The sequence below is a fragment of the Kangiella koreensis DSM 16069 genome (genome assembly GCF_000024085.1).
GTDB classification, from domain to species: Bacteria; Pseudomonadota; Gammaproteobacteria; order Enterobacterales; family Kangiellaceae; genus Kangiella; species Kangiella koreensis.
Genome location: NC_013166.1, coordinates 2,142,707 through 2,160,368 on the forward strand (window position 1 = coordinate 2,142,707; position 17,662 = coordinate 2,160,368).

Below are 17,662 nucleotides of genomic sequence, written 5' to 3' on the forward strand. Positions count from 1 at the left end.
ATTCTGAATGTTATATGAGTCAATTATGACGAATTATGGCAATTACTTTATTTTTGTTTTTTTAGCTTGGCTTTAATCATACAGCTCAAAGGTTGTAGGCAAAAAAATACCCAGCTTACGCTGGGTATTTAAAAGGTTACTTAATCAAGCGATGACTTCGTTGTACCAAAATTTGCAGTTCGCGGAGAGCTACCGAAAACTTGGAGAACTCATGCGTACTACTCTGCCTAAAATCAGTCACCATTTCTTGCCAACGAGACAGCAGATCATCATGCTCAGCCAGGAAGTGCTTAATTCTGGTATCCGCAGACTTATACTTGTTGGTCAGAGGCAAGACCGCTTCAATCAGATTTCGTTGTTGATAATCAAGCTCTTCTCTGAAAGCCGAACGAGCAAATGCCTGCCAATGGTTCAATACAGGTTGTGCAATGATTTGTGTTAAGAACCAATGTAGATTAATTTCCGCACCAAGTTTGTAGTAGACTTCAGCCACTAACAGAATCGGTAAATCATACTGTTTCGCCAATTCAATAATATCCATGGCCGAGAACATAGTGCTCAATAATGAAACCTTACGCGCAAGCTTCTCGGGAACTCCCTGAGCAATAAGTTGCTGCGCTTCTCTTTCAATACCTTGAGCTTCTTTTGATTCCAACGTTTTATGGACATTACGCTGTAACTCAACAACGCCATCGCGGAAGTACTCCACAACCTCTGCAATCGTCTGATCCTTACGGCGGTTACGCACAAACCAGCGTGTTGCCCGGCGCACGATTCGACGTGCCTGGAACATCATCTGAATTTGGACATTGGCCGGAACCTTGTTATCAAGTGCTTCAATGCTGCTCCAAAGCCCTTGCATATCGAATGTTTCTTTAGCCATCGCATAGCATTGAGCAACTTCACCAATATTTGCGCCTACTTCATCAATGACACGAAAAGCAAAGTTAGTGCCCATCAGGTTGACCATTTCATTGGCCACACACATGGCAATAATTTCGTCACGTAGAGGATGTTTAGCCATGACATCGGCGTATTTCGCGCGCAAAGGCTTAGGGAAATACTCAACTAAATAACGCTCGAAATATTTTTCTTCGCTGACTTCAGGAATACGCAATGAATCTTTAAGCTGCATTTTACCGTATGCAAGTAATACCGACAGTTCAGCCCTTGTAAGCCCCTGTCCTTTTGACTCACGCTCAAGCATTTCCTCATCGCTCGGCAAATACTCCAGTTCGCGATCTAGCTGAACATCTTTTTCGAGGGCATTAACAAAGCGCATATGCTCTTTAACCATGCTTGGTGCACGTGACTCTGTAATACTTATCGACTGAATCTGGCGGTAATTATCTTCAATCACGATCTCCGACACTTCATCAGTCATTTTTGCCAATAACGTATTGCGCTGCTTTTCAGTCATGTTATGTTCAGCCATAACACCATTAAGCAGAATCTTGATGTTGACTTCATTATCTGAACAGTTCACACCGCCCGCATTATCAATAAAATCGGTGTTAGCTCGACCACCATTAAGCATATACTCAATTCGGCCAAGCTGAGTGCAACCTAAGTTACCACCCTCACCCACCACCCTCGCCTTCATTTCAGAGCCATTAACGCGCACACTATCATTGGCTCTATCACCAACATCAGCGTGAGTCTCTTTTGAGGATTTCAGGTAAGTGCCAATACCACCATTCCAGAATAAATCGACTTTCATTTTTAAGGCGGCATGGATAAATTCATTTGGAGACAATGCCTTAGCTTTAACACCCAGCATTTCTTTCATTTCTGGAGTTAAACTGATGGACTTGGCACTTCGCTCAAAGACACCACCACCCTTAGAAATTAAGGATGAGTTATAGTCATTCCAACCAGATCGAGGCAAATTGAATAGGCGCTCACGCTCTTTATATGAGGCTGCCGCATCTGGATTAGGGTCAACAAAAATATGCATGTGGTTAAAGGCGACCTGCAAGCGAATATGCTTGGAGAGCAGCATACCATTACCGAACACATCACCCGACATATCGCCACAGCCGACTACTGTAAAGTCTTCGCTCTGGCAATCAATTCCCATCTCGCGGAAATTACGTTTTACTGACTCCCAGGCCCCCTTGGCGGTAATACCCATAGCCTTATGGTCATAACCATTACTGCCGCCCGAAGCAAATGCATCGCCTAGCCAGTGGCCGTACTCAAGTGAAATACCGTTGGCAATATCAGAGAAGGTTGCAGTTCCTTTATCCGCCGCTACAACTAAGTAAGGATCTGGTTCATCATGAATCACAACATCCTTCGGCTGAACCAGCTTGTCAGACACATAGTTATCAGTAATATCCAACAAAGCTCTAATAAAGGTTTTATAGCACTCTACGCCTTCTGCAAAGAATGCATCACGGCCGCCAGTTGTAGGTAACTGCTTACAAACAAAGCCACCTTTAGCACCTACTGGGACAATTACTGAATTTTTTACTTGCTGGGCTTTGACCAGCCCTAAGACTTCGGTACGGAAATCTTCTCGACGATCTGACCAGCGCAAACCACCGCGAGCCACTTTACCACCACGCAAGTGAACACCTTCTACACGTGGCGAGTAGACAAAGATTTCAAACATAGGCACCGGCTTTGGGATACCAGTAATAATAGAGGGTTTTAATTTGAAGGAGATATAGCTCTTATCTTTACCATCTTCTGCTTTCTGATAGAAGTTAGTACGTAAGGTCGCATCAATCACTTCAAGATATTTGTTAACAATTTTATCCTGATCAAGATTGCTGACCTGCTCGAAAATTTTGCGCAGTTCTCGTTTATGAGCACTGTATTTACGTTCATTAAACTCTTGCTCAGGATTAAAGCGAAGCTCAAATAACTCAACAAGACCATGAGCGATATTCGAGTATTGCGATAGGGTTTGTTCAATATAAGTTTGGCTAAAAGTAAAACCTATTTGCCACATGTACTTAGCATAAGCTCGTAACATGGCAACCTGACGCCAATTTAAACCTGTCGCAATGATAAGGCGGTTAAAGCCATCTTTCTCTGCCTGGTTAGTCCAGGCTTTAGCAAAGGCTGTCTGGAAGTTATCCCGAATCGCTTCGACATCAATTTCCTGGTGGTGACGGACACTAAAGTCCATGATCCAGATGGTGCCAAGCGCCTCAGATGAAATCTTATAAGGCGTTTCATCAATTACCGTCAGGCCCATATTTTCCAAAAGTGGCAATACTTCGGATAATGGAATCGGTTGTTCGCGATTAAATAGTTTAAAGCGTAATAAGCCACCTTCAATCTGTTTCTTGTAAAGTAACATATCAAAAGGACGCTCTTCACTGAGGCGCTCAATATGCTTAATATCCGCTATCGCCGACAAAACACTTTGCTGATTTTGATAACCGGGTGAAAAGGCATTAGCATACTTCTTATGCAATTTGATAGATTCGGACGGCTCATAGTGATGCTCAATGGTATCCATCAACACATCTTCCCAGCTCAACGCAGCTTCCTGTAAGTCCGCTTGAAGCTTCTGCAAGTCATACTCAATTGCTTCAGCATTTTCAACCGGAACACGGAAGTGTGTGCGTACCAGGTTTGACTCTGAGAAATGTGTATTAAATTCAATTTCACCTTTACTACCAAATGCATCAGACAGAATTTCTGTCATACGAAGACGTACTTTAGTATTGTAGGTATCTCTTGGCACGAAACACAAAACTGAAAAATATCTTCCAAAAGGATCGCGGCGCACGAAGGCTCTAACTTGTCGGCGCTCCTGGATATGTAGAATACCCATCGCTACATTAAGTAACTTTAATGTTGGGATCTGGAATAATTCATCTCTTGGATAAGTTTCCAAAATATTTTTTAGTGCTTTGTAATCATGACCACCTTCTTTCAAACCTGACTCAGCCAAGACATTGTGAATCTTCTTGCGTAGAACAGGAATAAACTGCGGATCCATATTGTAGGCAGCAGAAGTGAACAAGCCGAAGAAACGGTATTCGCCGATCACTTCACCTTGATTGTTAAAGCGCTTAATTCCAATGTAATCAATATGGCTCGGCCTATGAACAGATGAAACAGTGCTTGTTTTGGTCAGTACTAAAATATGTTCATTGGACAGTGCCAGTTTCTGAGCACCCTTAGGAGACTGCGACAACCGATATTGAAGGTGTTTGCTTTCATCAGATAAAGTACCCAGGCCACTATCTTTTACTGATTTCAAAACCAAATCGTCTTTAGTCTTTTTCAAGTCATAAGTGCGCGATCCCATTAAGACGAAATGATTAGCTTTCACCCAGCGTAAAAAGTCTAGAGCCTCATCAATTCTGTCCTTACGCAAAGGGGGCGGTGTTGTTTCTAACTCATTAATGATACTTGCAAGCCTGTCACGCATTGGCTGCCAGTCGCGAACAGTAGCTCTTACATCAGCCAAAATTCTCAACAAATCAGCTTCAACCTGTTTAACAGTTTCATCATCAAGCTGCTTATCGATTTCGAGATACATCGGAGTTTCAATATGAGAACTTTCGACACACTCTCCATCAACACACAAATTAAGCGATTTTACTTTGCCATTTTTATCGCGCAGTACTTCAATCGGAACATGGATATGCAAATGGACATCAATCCCATGTCGATTCAACTCCATTCTAATTGAGTCAACCAGAAACGGCATATCGGCATGATTAAGCTCAATAATAGTATGCTTGGTTTTCCAGTTATTATCATCAGTTAGTGGGTTATGCACACGCAACTTGCAAGTCCCATCAAAATCCTGAATAAACTGCCACAGACTATATATTGAATTGAAAATTTGCTCAGGAGTGCGCTCATTGAACTCATCTTCAGAGACACTGCTATATATAATGTCAGCAAATTGTTTTACGAGCTCAGATTGACGTTTTGGTGCTTTTGTTTCGATCAGCTGCTTAACATCGTTTAACAGCTTTGAAGAAGTGTTTGAACTGGCCATTATCCTTTCCAAATACGCTTGAAATAGGTGAAAAAATCAAAAAATAAATTGAGTCAATTCTAGGCCATTTGAAACAAAAATGGCACCTAAATTTCACTTTAGATGCCATTATTTCTAACTGGTACGCCCTGTTGGCGTATTGATATTTTTTTACTTAGCGACGATATAACAGAGCCGCTAAAGCAGGTAGAAGTATAATTGCCCCTAACATGTTCACTAAGAACATGAACGTCAGCATTATGCCCATATCTGCTTGGAACTGCAGATCAGACATTAACCAGGTGCTAACACCAATTGCCAGGGTAAGACCTGTAAACAGAACCGCGTTGCCGGTTAGCTTTAAGGTCTCAAAATAAGCATCAGCAACACTCATACCCGAACGGATAAAGCCGACCATTCGCGAGAAGATGTAAATACCATAATCAACACCAATACCGACCCCAAGTGCAATAACTGGTAAGGTAGCAACGGTCAACCCAATGTTTAGCCAGGACATCAATGCCTGTGCCAGGAAAGAAACCACAACCAACGGCAGTATCACACAAATGGTCCCGCGCACTGAGCGGAAACTAATTAAACATAACAACGTCACCGCCAAATAAACCCATATCATCATAGGGATCTGGGCTTCTGAAACCGCTTCATTAGTCGCAGCCATAACCCCTACAGGGCCAGTTGCCAGTAAGAAATTAAGATCTAATACTCCAGCATCAAGTATCTGCTCGTTTAGTTTAATAAGTAGTATATTGGCTTGCTCCGCCCCAAGTCCCGTCTTGGAACTTAAGACTGATGGATAATCATTAGATGTATCACCGCTAACTTCCGATTCACTATTATCTGTTTCTTCGGAAGAGTTAGGCTCGGAAGGGAGTACCAACTCTCCTCCTCTAGATAAGCTATATAGATAGTCATTAACTTCCGAAATGATTACTGATTCATTAGCACCATCAATCTCGTCTATAAGAGGTTGAATTTGAGTTAACACCTCTTCTTTCTTTGGTTCAAAGATTGATTGTTGGAACTCTTTAACCGCCGACACCAACCGCTCAATTGTCTCTGCTTTATGATCATCAAGGAAGACCATGACTGGCATAATGCTACAGTTGGAGTTCAGCAAACCAGTGCCGGTCTCAACACGACTAATCGACTGAACCAGCACCGCTTCATCTTTCGGTAAGATTTTCCACTTCAAATTACCTTCGCTCAGCATGCCATTCACTACTTTGGCGACCTGCGGTAAGCTGATAGTGGACTGAACACCTTTAACATTGTTCATTTCCCACTGGAACTGATCAATGTTGTTCATGATATCGAAGTAGGTACAGCCATCAGCCTTTGTCTTCGCTAAGACATAAATGACATCAGTACCTATAGCGTAGGTTTCAGTGATATATTTATTGTCTTGGTTATAGGTTGAATCTTGTCTTAATGTAGGTGCGCCAGCCTGCAAATCACCAACTTTCATATTAAGTGACTGCCAATAACCTATAATACCTAACAAAAGCCCAACTACTATAACAATGGTTGATACTGGCTTACGGGCAAATCCTGCAATTATTTTCCACCACTTTTCACGAGCTTGTTCACGCTTTCTAACACCTTGCACAAACTTGTCAGAGAAATGGGTATATGACAACAGAAGGGGTAGCAGAAGCAGGTTGGTCAAGATTAACACTGCAACACCAATGCTGGCAGTTACTGCTAACTCACGAATGATATCAATTTCGATCAATTGTAGGGTTAAGAAGCCCACCGTATCACTGATCAAGGCAACGCCGCCTGGAACAATTAACGTGGCACATGCTGCAATAGCAGCATTGTAGGTTTTCATGCCATGGGCAACATTATGCTGTACACCATTGATCATCTGCACGCCATGGCTGACACCGATGGCAAAAATCAAAAATGGAACCAGAATCGACATTGGATCGATGCCGTAGCCTAAAGCAGTTAAAATACCTAATTGCCATACCACTGCAATAATCGATGTCAGAATCGGTAGTAGAGTTAACTTTAGGGAGCGAGAATACCAATAAACAAGCAAAGCGGTAATTGCCAGCGCAATCAGGAAGAATACAATCACACCACCTGCAGCGTCACTCACATCACCAATCATTTTAGAGAAGCCAATAATATGCACTTCTACATTAGGATATTTTGCTTCAATATCGGTTCTAATTTGCTCTAAATCGTGAGCCACACGGACAAAGTCAGTCTGTACCATCTGATCACCATCGTCCGCAGTAACTTCGTCACCGGTTGGATTATATTCAGATAGTAGTTGAGCAGAGACCATTGCCGATTCAAACTCATTGGAAACGAGTCGGCCGACAATCCCTGCTTTTAAAATATTTTCACGAACCTGGTTTAGCGCACGCTCAGAACCATCAAAACGTGCTGGAATGACAGGCCCACCTTCAAGTCCCTGCTCGCTCGCTTCAATATATCTAATATTCGGAGTAAATAGAGATTCAACTTGAGGTTGGTTAACCCCAGATATACCAGCCACCCGACCGGTTGTTTCATTTAACGCCTCGAAGAAAGTGGTATTGAATATATTCCCACTCTTATCTTCAAGCGCTACCAGCACACGGTTCGCTCCCCCGAACTGCTCTTGATATTCAAGGTAAGTTTGCATGTACTCATGTTTTAAGGGGATGTTTTTCTCAAAACTGGCATCCACTCGCAACTGCGTCACAAAATACGCCATGATCACTGTGAAGACTGCAAACAAGCTAATCCACAGCGTTCGCTTTGAGAAGAAAATCTTTGAAACTAATGTTTCTAATTTGTTCTTTGTCATTCTAAATAACCTTTAACGAATACTATGGCCAATTACTGTTGAGTGAGACTTAAGCGCTCAACACCACCCTCGCCAACAATAATCAGAGTGTCCTCATCTACAAAAACCACCGCAGTACGCCCCTTCAAATCACGGCGCTTTTTAATATCTGTTGAGGTTAATGTTTTATAAACAAGAACACCGCCAGTTCCTACGAGCACCCAACGATCAGTGTCGATAATGGCCATGTCGTGGAATCCGGAAGCAGTACTCAAAAACTGGCCCTGCCAAGATTGTCCCTGGTCTTTTGAAATGTAGAGATTGCCCCGAAGGCCATACACATAAAGGTTACCAGCGTCATCTAATTGAACTCCAAAAAATGAACCATCATAAGGAGTGGCTAATTTTTGCCAAGTCTCGCCACCATCACGGGTTTCAGCGACTAATGCAGAACTTGTTTCAAAGCCATCATCATCGATGCTATCGATGTACTTCTCACCCGCAATAACCCAATAATCTTCAGTGACTTTCTTAAACGAATAAAAATGGCTGAAATAACCATAATAATCGGCTAGGCCTTCTATTTCACGGGGTTCCCAAGACTCACCAGCATCAGCTGACTCCAGGTATAAACCATATGAACCAACCGCAACAATCAAATCTTCAGTAATAAACTGTACATCAAATAGTGCGGGCTGTTCGTAAGACTCTTCCTGATGGCTTAACTGCCAACTTTCACCGCCATCGTTGGTTAACAAAACAGTTTGGCTAAACCCTACAGCAATACCATGCTTATCATCTAAAAAGTCGACTGCCGTTAGAGGCTCACGAGTTGGCACAGGCACTTGTCGCCATTCAACGCCGCTGTCATCTGATAGAAGAATGTGACCACGCTCTCCTACCGTTACTAAACGACCGGATGGTAGCTTTACAATATCCAACAACAATGACTTTGCTGCTTTATCAGCGATTAACGCAGGTTTAGCTTCCAAGCACGAAGAAGCAAAAGCTGTGATGACCAATAGCACCAAAGGAAATGCATACTTAGTGATAGCTTTCATACAGAACAGAATTCTCTGGTTATAATAATCAAGTAAAAATAAAAAAGCGGCCGAAGAAACGGCCGCTTGGATTGTCGAACTAGCGTCTACCGGCGCGACGTAGTGCCGAAGGAGTAAAGTGTGAGCCACTAAACTCAGCATTGAAGTTATACATATTCTCCTGATTATCTAGACCAATCACCAAATAACGGCCTGATGGAAGATCATAATATGCTTCAAGAGTTGACCATAATGTTGGAACATCATAGTAGTTAACCAAGTATGCTTGAGCAACACGCCATAACTCTCCACGCTCGTCATACATTTCTTCAGCAGCTATCTGCCAGCTATCTTCATCAATATAGAAAACACGCTTCTTGTATTGATGGCGGGTATCATCTTTCAGGTTAGCTTCTAAAACCCACACACGGTGTTTTTCATAGCGAACCAGATCAGAGTTAATGACACCAGGCTTGATAATCTCATCATAAGTCACTTCATCGGAATGCAACTTATAAGTGTTATACGGAATATAGATTTCTTTTTTGCCTTTAATCGTCCAGTTATAACGATCTGGTGCACCGTTGAACATATCAAAGTCATCAGTAGTACGTAGACCATCAGAAGCAGTACCTGGTGCATCATAAGCTACATTCGGAGCACGACGAACACGACGCTGACCCGTATTATAAGTCCAAGCCTTACGCGGCTCTTTCACCTGGTCCATAGTTTCGTGAACCAATAATGCGGTACCAGCTAAGCGCGCTGGAGCTGTTACGTTTTGACGGAACAAGAATAGAACGTTACCCTCTTCCAACTTCTCCGGAGTCATATCAGGCTCGTTATAAATATGGTGAAGCTCATCTCTAAGTTTAACCAACACATAACTACCGTCCGGAAGCGGTGCAGCTTGACCTACTTCACGCTCAACAGAAACACCACGATAACGTGTAATAGAGTTCCAGATTAACTGCAGGCCATTCTCAGGAAATGGGAATGGGATACCGACTGAAGCACCTTTAATACCATTACCCTCTTGAATTAACTCCGCACGAGTCGCATTAGCTTTAACAGCATCAAGAACATGCTGAGGGTAAGAAGCACTACGACGAGTAGGGTAAACGTGCATTTTGAAACGGTCTGGATAAGCTTTTAATAAAGCTACTTGACCAACCGTTAAATGCTCTTGGTATTGCTGATAATTAGAAGCATCAATTGTAAACAGCTTTTCATCGTCTGCGAATGGGTCAGGGTGATGATCACCAACCTGATAGCCTTCTGGAATCATGTCTTCAGTGATACCACCCGCCCATGCAGGAATCGAACCATCTTCATTGCCTGCACGAATTGAGCCCATGGGTGTATAGACATCTCCGCCTAATTGCGCAGCCTTATCTGCTGAAACTTTAGCTGATGCAACGCTTGAGCATAAAGCCGAAACGACTGCACCTGCCAATAACCATTTATTCATCATTTTAGCCATATCTTATACAACCCTTTTATTAGAACGAATAACTTAAAGCTAACGAAACATGATCTCGGTCAGAAATCAGGTTTGCTGAACCACCGCCAAAGTAACTGTTATAGGCGAAATCCCACTTCCAGGCACTTAGAGTGCTCAAGCTAACACCTAGCGACAGCGACTTACGACCTTCAAGGAAGTTCGAAATCGGTGCAGGAGTATTACCACTAACATCATGCTGGAACACCACTCGTGGCGACATATTCCAACCACTAAAGATATTGTTGTAATCCCAACGCATTGCCATACGGTACCCCCATGAAAACTCATCAGCGAATCCATTTTCAGTCATGCCTTCACATTCTGTACGAATTCTTTGATTAGTGACTGGATGATTAAACCCGCAAGGAGATGTACCAGTTGGGTCTAATGCAAATAGGCCCTCAATAGTACCATTCATGTTGTAATCAATAGCACGGTTAGGATTTCCTGAACGGAAGGTACCTTCAGATTCGAAACGTAACTCATCTTGACTTGGCATATCCAAAATCTGGTTTGCACCAACTTCAACTAAAAAAGCAGTTTGATCGGAACCAAAGACAGGACCTAGCAACGAAGTAACCGTCATCTGGGCTTGAACTGTATCGAGTAAGCGATAACCAGATATCTCTTCACCTAAACCAACACCACTTGCCACCTGACTCGTTCCGACTGGAATCTGGCCAATTGGTTCAAGAGTTGCGAATAGTAACTCTACATCATCAACTTGCAGTGGTTCATCGACACGGTAAGAAATTTCACCTGCAACCGAAAGACCACTATCTGTCGCAGTATTAAAGCTCATACCATACATTTGAATATCTTCTGGATACTCAAGGAAACCTGTTACGACACCTTGTGAGTTTGCTGCGTTGGCTGAGATAATTGGTCGTCGATTATGATAGTTCATGTAGTAGAAGCCCAACTCAGTACCATAATCTGTAAAGTAACCTAGCTTGATACCAAATTGCCCTTGGTCATCAGCAAACCGAGTTTCATCTCTTAGCGCCACGGTTCCAGGCTGACCCTCGGAGTATTGAGCGAAACCAAGATGCACTTCTTCACCCTTCAAACCTAAAAAGTCACGAGTTGAAAAAAATGTACCTGGCTCATCAAACTTCACTTCTTCAAATTCGAATTGATATAGAGCTTCGATATTCCAACTTTCACTTAAATCAATCGAAGTCCAGATCATGCTGGTTGGAATAAATGCCTCTTTAAGTTCAGCACCCGGATTTCTTAAAACACGTAAGTCAACCGCATTTGCTTCGGCCAAGCTGTGCTGAATAAAGGTGCTTTCACCCCAGCTAACAACCTGTTCACCAAGACGAACCTGCATGACATTGCCACTATCAAACTCAAATGTTTTCCAGACATACACGTCCAACATACGAGCATCGTATCCTTGTTCGGTTCTGGCAGTGTTTCTACCATCATCACCGCCATAACTGTCTAGATTACGGAAAGGTAATTCAGTATCCATCAAGATGCGGTCGTAGTACCAAAGGCCCCGGGCAAACAAACCTTGATCGCCATCTTTATGACGAACATCCAGTTCATGGACACCTTTAACTACTTGTGAGAAAAAGTCGCCTTTATCGAAGTTCAAGTTGCCGTCATCTGAGTTATTCGACCAAGCACCAGCTGGTACGGTACCTGAGCCGTATAAGTTTGAAATCGGTTGACCAGTTTCTAGTTCATAAAGGTTTGCCTTACCGACTAGATTACGATCTCGTTCCTCAACTCGAATGCCAACTCCCACGGACAAAGTGGTATCAAAGTTAACATCGTAATTTTCTGTATCCCAGTTGACCGCCTGACTACTGGCAGCTGATACAGCTAAAGCAACACCCGCTGCAATCTTAGACAAGCGCGTCATTGGAGAGTTGTTATGGTTTAACCCTGTATTTTTCATACAATTCCTTCCCCCATCGATAGGAATTTACTGTTCGCTATAAACAAAAGTAAACGGAAGACGGTAAGACGTCATACCACTTATAAATGGCATACTATCAATAATTTCTACTTATAAGCAAGCAATATAACCATGCTAATTTGTCAAGATTTTTTGCAGTAGGTTTGAGGTATGAAGTTGCTATTTTGGCTAGTAAACAACCAGTCTGTAAGGATTCGGTGAATGAACCGCCTGACATTTGTTCAATATTTAAGCAGAAACAGGGGTGGCTGCGTCGTTAAGAATAAAGAAAGAGCTGAATAGCAGCTCTTTCCTATTATTTAAAAAAGTTCTTGATACTGAGCTGAATCTTGTTCACTGTCTCCAGAGAATTGAGCACCTCAATCTCTGGTACTGAGTGATTCCATTGAATGGCTACAATCGTCAACAGTGCTCCAATTCCAATATAAAGACACACTCGACTTAACCATTGTGTACTGCGTTTATTGTAAACCATAATCTTTCTCCTTTCGTGCGTGATGAGCTCTTAAAGAGCCTCATCACGGTAACGTCGAATCATAATTGCGCCGATGACAAATGCTGCGCCGACGACAATCCCTAACCATAAATCCATATCCATCAAATGCTTGCTGAAACTTAAAGGAATCCAGTCCTCTTGAATAAACTCTGAAGCATCACTCTGAAGCACATCACTAAAGTCACCAGCAATATTGGCCACTGGCGTCACAAAGGCGGCCCAGATCATGCCAATACGCTCACCTATATAAGAGGCAACATGCCATGTGTTAGTGACAATACTTTCAGCAATAATCACCAGCACTACTGGTACTGTAGAAACCAGAAATGGGACCTTTTTAGTCCAGCTAGATACCAACAACAGGTAACCAATAATTGGAGCAGCCCATAAGGTTGCTACATAAAAGGCCTGTAGCTGATAAAAAGCAATCACGAACAGGTTAGATGGTTGCCAGATATTGCTCCAGGCGCTTGCGTCCGAGACCCAGGCAAAGATAGTAGCTAATAGCATGATTGCCAGGGTGGTTATCTGTAATATGACCCAGAAGAACAATGGTGCTACTAGCATAGCTGTCACCACTTTCGACACAACTGTCATAGTGTCCGAAATGGGCATCGATTTCCAAAACAGAATGCTGCGATCTTTACGGTCATCGTATAGCGCACCCAGACAGTAGAAGAAGCCGACTATTGCCAGTACAAAGCCGAAGCTGAAGATGCCGCTATACATGCCCATCTGTACACCAATTGCCTTGGTGCGAGAGTCGACACTGACGTCATACAGCTTGAACAGGCTGGTCAAGTCATGACTGCCAACGCCATTAATCTGCACATTGCTGGTACTGAACACAAAGACGCCAAGGAAAACACCGAATACTGCAATACCACCAATAATCAAAGGTACCCACTGTAGACCGGTCTTATTTTCCCAGTATTCTCTCTTTAATAAGGTTAGAAATGTTTTCATGCGGCCTCTCCTTTCATTTTGGCAACAAACAGATCGGCTACGCTTGGTTTGCGAACCTTACCTAATTCTTGAAGTTGCTCCTTAGCGACACCACTAAACAGACAAACCTTCTGTCCAAAGACTTCCCTGACATTCAGTGGCTTCATCGCTAAGGCAGCTTCCTCAAACTCCTTCTCAACCATCACTTCAAAATACGAGTCTGCTATTGCGTCCATCGAATCATCCAGCACAATCTTTCCATCCTGGATAAAAATGAGGTCACTCAAAATGTGCTCAATTTCTTCTACCTGATGCGTAGTTATTATTATGGTTCGATTATCATCGAAATAATCGTTTAGCAGTTGCTCATAAAATGATTTGCGGAACAGAATATCCAGTCCTAACGTCGGTTCATCCAGAATCAACAAGTCCGCATCAATCGCCATAATTAAGGCCAGGTGCAATTGCACCACCATTCCTTTGGATAAGGCCTTAACCCGGCTGTTCCTTTTTATTTTTGTTTGTCCCAAGTACTTCTCACACAGCTCACGACTAAAGCGAGGATGTACCCCCTCTACAAAGTCGATTGCCTGACTTACTTTAATCCAGCGAGGTAATACGGCCACATCAGCAATAAAGCACACGCGTTTCATCAACTCATCGCGTTGCTTATGCGGATCCAGACCGAAAATATTAAGCTCGCCTTCGAAGGGAGTTAATCCCAACACTGATTTTAGTAATGTTGTTTTTCCCGCACCATTTGGGCCGATTAAGCCCAAAATCCGTCCTGGCGCTAGCTCAAAGCTGACATTATCCAAAGCTTTGAAGCTGCCATATCTTTTATTGAGTCCTTTAGCTTCAAGGATATTACTCATGATCGCTCTCCTCGTCCTTTGTACGCTTGAACAACTCATCCAATGAAATCTGTAAACGTTCAATCTTCTGTAATAATGCAGGCCATTCCACAGTTAAAAACTGTTCACGCTCTTGCTTCAATAATTTTGCTTTCGCACCTTCTGTTACGAACATGCCTAATCCCCTTCGTTTTTCAGCTAATTCACTTTCAACCAATAATTGATAGGCCTTGGATACGGTTATCGGGTTCAACTGATACTCCGCTGAAATGTTCCGAACCGAGGGCAAAGCATCACCTTCCTGCAGGCTGCCATCGAGGATCATATTCAAGACCCTGTCGCGCAGTTGCAGGTAAATTGGCTGTGTGTCATCCCAATGTATTTGCATATTTAGCTACCTGTTGGCAGTTATCTAATGCTAATTTAATATAAGCATATTAAAATCAGCAACTTAACCTAGCAAGACTTCAGATCTCATGTTCAGTGTCTTGCTGACATGGTGTTATACTAAGATATAACACCGGCTCTGTAAAACACTTTTTGCGAATTTTTTATAAAAAGCCTGTTACAAAGTGTGTCGCAAATAGTTATATTAAAAATATCTAATGAAGTATCAGGCAAAGGCTAGTAAACTCTTAACTCATGTTTTTCAGTTAATTATCAACGTGCAAAACACAAAATTATTCCCTTTCACACCGGCCAACGTGCTGTTACTAGTGCTCAGCTTGGCTTGTATATTCAGTTTGTTACCCGCCAGCTATGCTTTGGCAGCGGGTCTGGTTTGGGGCTGGTTTTTTGCCGATCAGCAAGCTTTACCGCTCTCCAGCTGGGCAAGTCTGTTACTAAAAATCGCTATTGTGCTACTGGGGTTCAGTCTTCCTTTGACTGAGTTATGGGGGACCGCCAAAGACAGCTTCGTATTAACGGTCAGTGTTATAGGCAGCACTTTATTGGTCGGCTTGCTATTGGCCAGGCTGTTTAAACTGGATCAACAACAAGGCTTGCTGATCAGCTCCGGTACTGCGATTTGTGGCGGCAGCGCAATTGCCGCAGTTGGTTCATCAATTAAAGCAAATAGCCATAATATGGTTATTTCCTTAGCCATTGTATTTATCTTAAATGCTGTGGCTTTGTTTGTTTTTCCGGCAATTGGTCATTGGCTGGACCTTACCCAGAGCCAGTTTGGACTTTGGGCAGCGTTAGGTATTCACGACACCAGTAGCGTGGTCGGTGCCGCAGCAGTCTATGGCGAAGAAGCCTTGGATGTCGCAACAACAACCAAACTATCGCGAGCTTTATGGATCATTCCGCTGGCTATCATTGCTTCTGTGTCGCAACATTCAGGTAAAATCAAATTCAGCCTGCCACTGTTTATTGTATTTTTCTTGCTTGCTAGCTCTGTTAGTAGTTTTCTTATGTCACCAGAGCTTATGGCGCAAGTGGGCACTTACATCAAGCCTGCATCAAAAAACCTATTTGCATTGAGCCTGCTGTGGATGGGAACCAGCTTAAACAGAGCTGCGATCAAGGCAATCCCCATTCGCTCAATGCTACTGGGCATCATTCTTTGGCTTGCGGTATCCATCAGCTCACTGTACGTTGTCATGCAATGGTACCCATAACCCAATAGTAAAATAAAGAGAACATCATGTTTGCACTGCAGTTTGATCAGCTGGATCGCCAGGCTGAGCTAAGAATCAATCCCGCACAACTTCGACAAATTGCGCAAAAGGCAAATAGCACTATCCTGCCGGTCCACCGGCAGCAATTGCTGACTCAGGGTGACAGCCTCCTATGGCTAACCTGGAACGAATTATCCGATGTATTCGAGGATGTTCAAGATAAGCACTTGATCTATCTGGGGCAAGTTGGAGAACAGTACTACTTCAGTTATCGGCTAACCGAACCCGAATATCTTATCAAACAGTTTCAATCAGTCTCATTGAAAGGCTTAAGAGAACTGATACCCGTATTATCAGAGGCTGATTCATTTTTAGCTAACGTGGCGATTGGTATTGAACACTGGCACAACACGCACCAGTATTGTGGCTTTTGTGGCCATGCCACCTACTCAACATTAGCTGGCTTTGTCCGCCAATGCAGCAATCCAGAATGTGCCAAAGAGCACTATCCACGAACCGATGCTGCGGTGATTTGTGCTATAACTTATCAGGATAAGATTTTATTGGTCCGCCAGGCTCAGTGGCCGGAAAACCGCTATTCTGTCATTGCAGGGTTTGTCGAGCCGGGTGAGAGCTTGGAGCAAGCTGTAGCACGCGAAGCTAACGAAGAAGCAGGACTAACGGTGACCAATATTCAGTATTTCGGCTCGCAACCATGGCCTTTTCCTCAATCATTAATGACCGGCTTTACCGCTGAAGCAACTCACCCTTCTATTGAGCTGAAAGATGATGAGTTGGAGCATGCAAGCTGGTTTACCCGTTCTCAAATCAATGAGTTAGTTGACACTGGGCAGCTTATCCTACCCTATCAATACTCTATTTCACGCACTCTGATCGAGCACTGGCGAAATAGCTAACTGTTTGATAGTTCATCATTAATGTGCTTTTAACACTTATTTGTCGTATATTTTTTAAACAATTATTGACGAATAATCCTTTCTCAAGTACAAATAGAAGCAATCCTTATAACTATCGCTTATAAAAGCAGGTGGTAAGGAGATACAGGATGTTTAGGAAACTGCTAACTTTTTTCTCAAGTTCACATTGTTGGGAAGTTAGCCAGATTTAGGAAACAAGGAGTTCTTATGTCTAAGATCACAATTCTCGCCGGCGACTTTCCAAGTGGCAACGGTCATTTTTCATTTCGTAATTTCACCCTTCCCGGAGACAGTAACCACTACCTCTGCGAGACGGTAAATATTAACCAGCTTGAATCCTTCAATAAAATCAACAAAGAAATGGTCACTATGTTAGGAGTCAGCGAGCGAACTGAGCGTATTCTGGATGATTTAACGCAAGACCAGGTGTTGTTTATGGTGCGGTTGAAGGATAAAAGACGATTTGTTGGCTTGGCCGATAAACGAACGTTTGACAAGATGAATATGGCGAGACGAATTGAAGGCAATAAAAATCAACCAATGACTAAAGCGCCTTCAGCGGCTTAGGCAATC

Annotated in this window: 12 protein-coding genes; 3 read left to right on the forward strand and 9 right to left on the reverse strand. The window is 42.9% G+C overall.

The features are described 5' to 3' along the window. Nucleotides 1-136: 136 nt before the first annotated feature. The 9 genes from KKOR_RS10000 to KKOR_RS10040 all read right to left on the reverse strand — a co-directional run bounded on the left by KKOR_RS10000 (nucleotide 137) and on the right by KKOR_RS10040 (nucleotide 14,917). Nucleotides 137-4,975, reverse strand: a complete 4,839-nt coding sequence (locus tag KKOR_RS10000) for an NAD-glutamate dehydrogenase (RefSeq protein WP_015781003.1) — start codon at nucleotides 4,973-4,975, stop codon at nucleotides 137-139. A gap of 154 nt (nucleotides 4,976-5,129) precedes the next feature. Beyond that, the gene (locus tag KKOR_RS10005; protein WP_015781004.1) at nucleotides 5,130-7,778 is read right to left on the reverse strand and encodes an efflux RND transporter permease subunit; all 2,649 of its coding nucleotides are present in this window, start codon (nucleotides 7,776-7,778) and stop codon (nucleotides 5,130-5,132) included. Between the two features lie 32 nt (nucleotides 7,779-7,810). After that, nucleotides 7,811-8,818: a WD40/YVTN/BNR-like repeat-containing protein gene (locus tag KKOR_RS10010; protein WP_015781005.1), complete on the reverse strand. Its 1,008-nt coding sequence runs from the start codon at nucleotides 8,816-8,818 to the stop codon at nucleotides 7,811-7,813. Nucleotides 8,819-8,897: 79 nt separating this feature from the next. Further along, a complete protein-coding gene (locus tag KKOR_RS10015) occupies nucleotides 8,898-10,280 on the reverse strand; it encodes a DUF1329 domain-containing protein (protein ID WP_015781006.1) in 1,383 nt (460 codons plus the stop codon). Nucleotides 10,281-10,299: 19 nt separating this feature from the next. Next, a complete protein-coding gene (locus tag KKOR_RS10020; protein WP_015781007.1) occupies nucleotides 10,300-12,213 on the reverse strand; it encodes a DUF1302 domain-containing protein in 1,914 nt (637 codons plus the stop codon). Nucleotides 12,214-12,529: 316 nt separating this feature from the next. After that, nucleotides 12,530-12,709 carry a hypothetical protein gene (locus KKOR_RS10025; protein WP_015781008.1) on the reverse strand — a complete coding sequence of 60 codons (180 nt, stop codon included), beginning with the start codon at nucleotides 12,707-12,709 and terminating at the stop codon, nucleotides 12,530-12,532. 30 nt (nucleotides 12,710-12,739) lie between these two features. Then, nucleotides 12,740-13,696 (reverse strand): hypothetical protein, encoded by a 957-nt coding sequence (locus KKOR_RS10030; protein WP_015781009.1) that lies wholly within the window; start codon nucleotides 13,694-13,696, stop codon nucleotides 12,740-12,742. Further along, on the reverse strand, nucleotides 13,693-14,550 hold the full coding sequence (locus KKOR_RS10035; RefSeq protein ID WP_015781010.1) for an ABC transporter ATP-binding protein: 858 nt from the start codon (nucleotides 14,548-14,550) through the stop codon (nucleotides 13,693-13,695). The genes KKOR_RS10030 and KKOR_RS10035 overlap by 4 nt, the downstream gene beginning before the upstream one ends. After that, nucleotides 14,543-14,917 (reverse strand): GntR family transcriptional regulator, encoded by a 375-nt coding sequence (locus KKOR_RS10040; RefSeq protein ID WP_015781011.1) that lies wholly within the window; start codon nucleotides 14,915-14,917, stop codon nucleotides 14,543-14,545. Before KKOR_RS10040 ends, KKOR_RS10035 begins: the two co-directional genes overlap by 8 nt. Nucleotides 14,918-15,194: 277 nt before the next feature. Here KKOR_RS10040 and KKOR_RS10045 point away from each other — a divergent pair, with 277 nt between their 5' ends. The 3 genes from KKOR_RS10045 to KKOR_RS10055 all read left to right on the forward strand — a co-directional run bounded on the left by KKOR_RS10045 (nucleotide 15,195) and on the right by KKOR_RS10055 (nucleotide 17,656). Next, entirely contained in the window at nucleotides 15,195-16,151 is a 957-nt protein-coding gene (locus KKOR_RS10045; RefSeq protein WP_071818328.1) for a YeiH family protein, read from the forward strand. Between the two features lie 26 nt (nucleotides 16,152-16,177). Further along, the gene (gene nudC / locus KKOR_RS10050; RefSeq protein WP_015781013.1) at nucleotides 16,178-17,068 is read left to right on the forward strand and encodes an NAD(+) diphosphatase; all 891 of its coding nucleotides are present in this window, start codon (nucleotides 16,178-16,180) and stop codon (nucleotides 17,066-17,068) included. 228 nt (nucleotides 17,069-17,296) lie between these two features. Further along, nucleotides 17,297-17,656, forward strand: coding sequence for a hypothetical protein (locus tag KKOR_RS10055; RefSeq protein WP_015781014.1), 360 nt, complete (start codon nucleotides 17,297-17,299; stop codon nucleotides 17,654-17,656). Nucleotides 17,657-17,662: the final 6 nt, after the last annotated feature.

Coding starts and splice junctions, on each gene's coding strand:
- KKOR_RS10000 (WP_015781003.1), bottom strand. CDS start 4,975: ATGGCCAGTTCAAACACTTCTTCAAAGCTGTTAAACGATGTTAAGCAG.
- KKOR_RS10005 (WP_015781004.1), bottom strand. CDS start 7,778: ATGACAAAGAACAAATTAGAAACATTAGTTTCAAAGATTTTCTTCTCA.
- KKOR_RS10010 (WP_015781005.1), bottom strand. CDS start 8,818: ATGAAAGCTATCACTAAGTATGCATTTCCTTTGGTGCTATTGGTCATC.
- KKOR_RS10015 (WP_015781006.1), bottom strand. CDS start 10,280: ATGGCTAAAATGATGAATAAATGGTTATTGGCAGGTGCAGTCGTTTCG.
- KKOR_RS10020 (WP_015781007.1), bottom strand. CDS start 12,213: ATGAAAAATACAGGGTTAAACCATAACAACTCTCCAATGACGCGCTTG.
- KKOR_RS10025 (WP_015781008.1), bottom strand. CDS start 12,709: ATGGTTTACAATAAACGCAGTACACAATGGTTAAGTCGAGTGTGTCTT.
- KKOR_RS10030 (WP_015781009.1), bottom strand. CDS start 13,696: ATGAAAACATTTCTAACCTTATTAAAGAGAGAATACTGGGAAAATAAG.
- KKOR_RS10035 (WP_015781010.1), bottom strand. CDS start 14,550: ATGAGTAATATCCTTGAAGCTAAAGGACTCAATAAAAGATATGGCAGC.
- KKOR_RS10040 (WP_015781011.1), bottom strand. CDS start 14,917: ATGCAAATACATTGGGATGACACACAGCCAATTTACCTGCAACTGCGC.
- nudC (WP_015781013.1), top strand. CDS start 16,178: ATGTTTGCACTGCAGTTTGATCAGCTGGATCGCCAGGCTGAGCTAAGA.
- KKOR_RS10055 (WP_015781014.1), top strand. CDS start 17,297: ATGTCTAAGATCACAATTCTCGCCGGCGACTTTCCAAGTGGCAACGGT.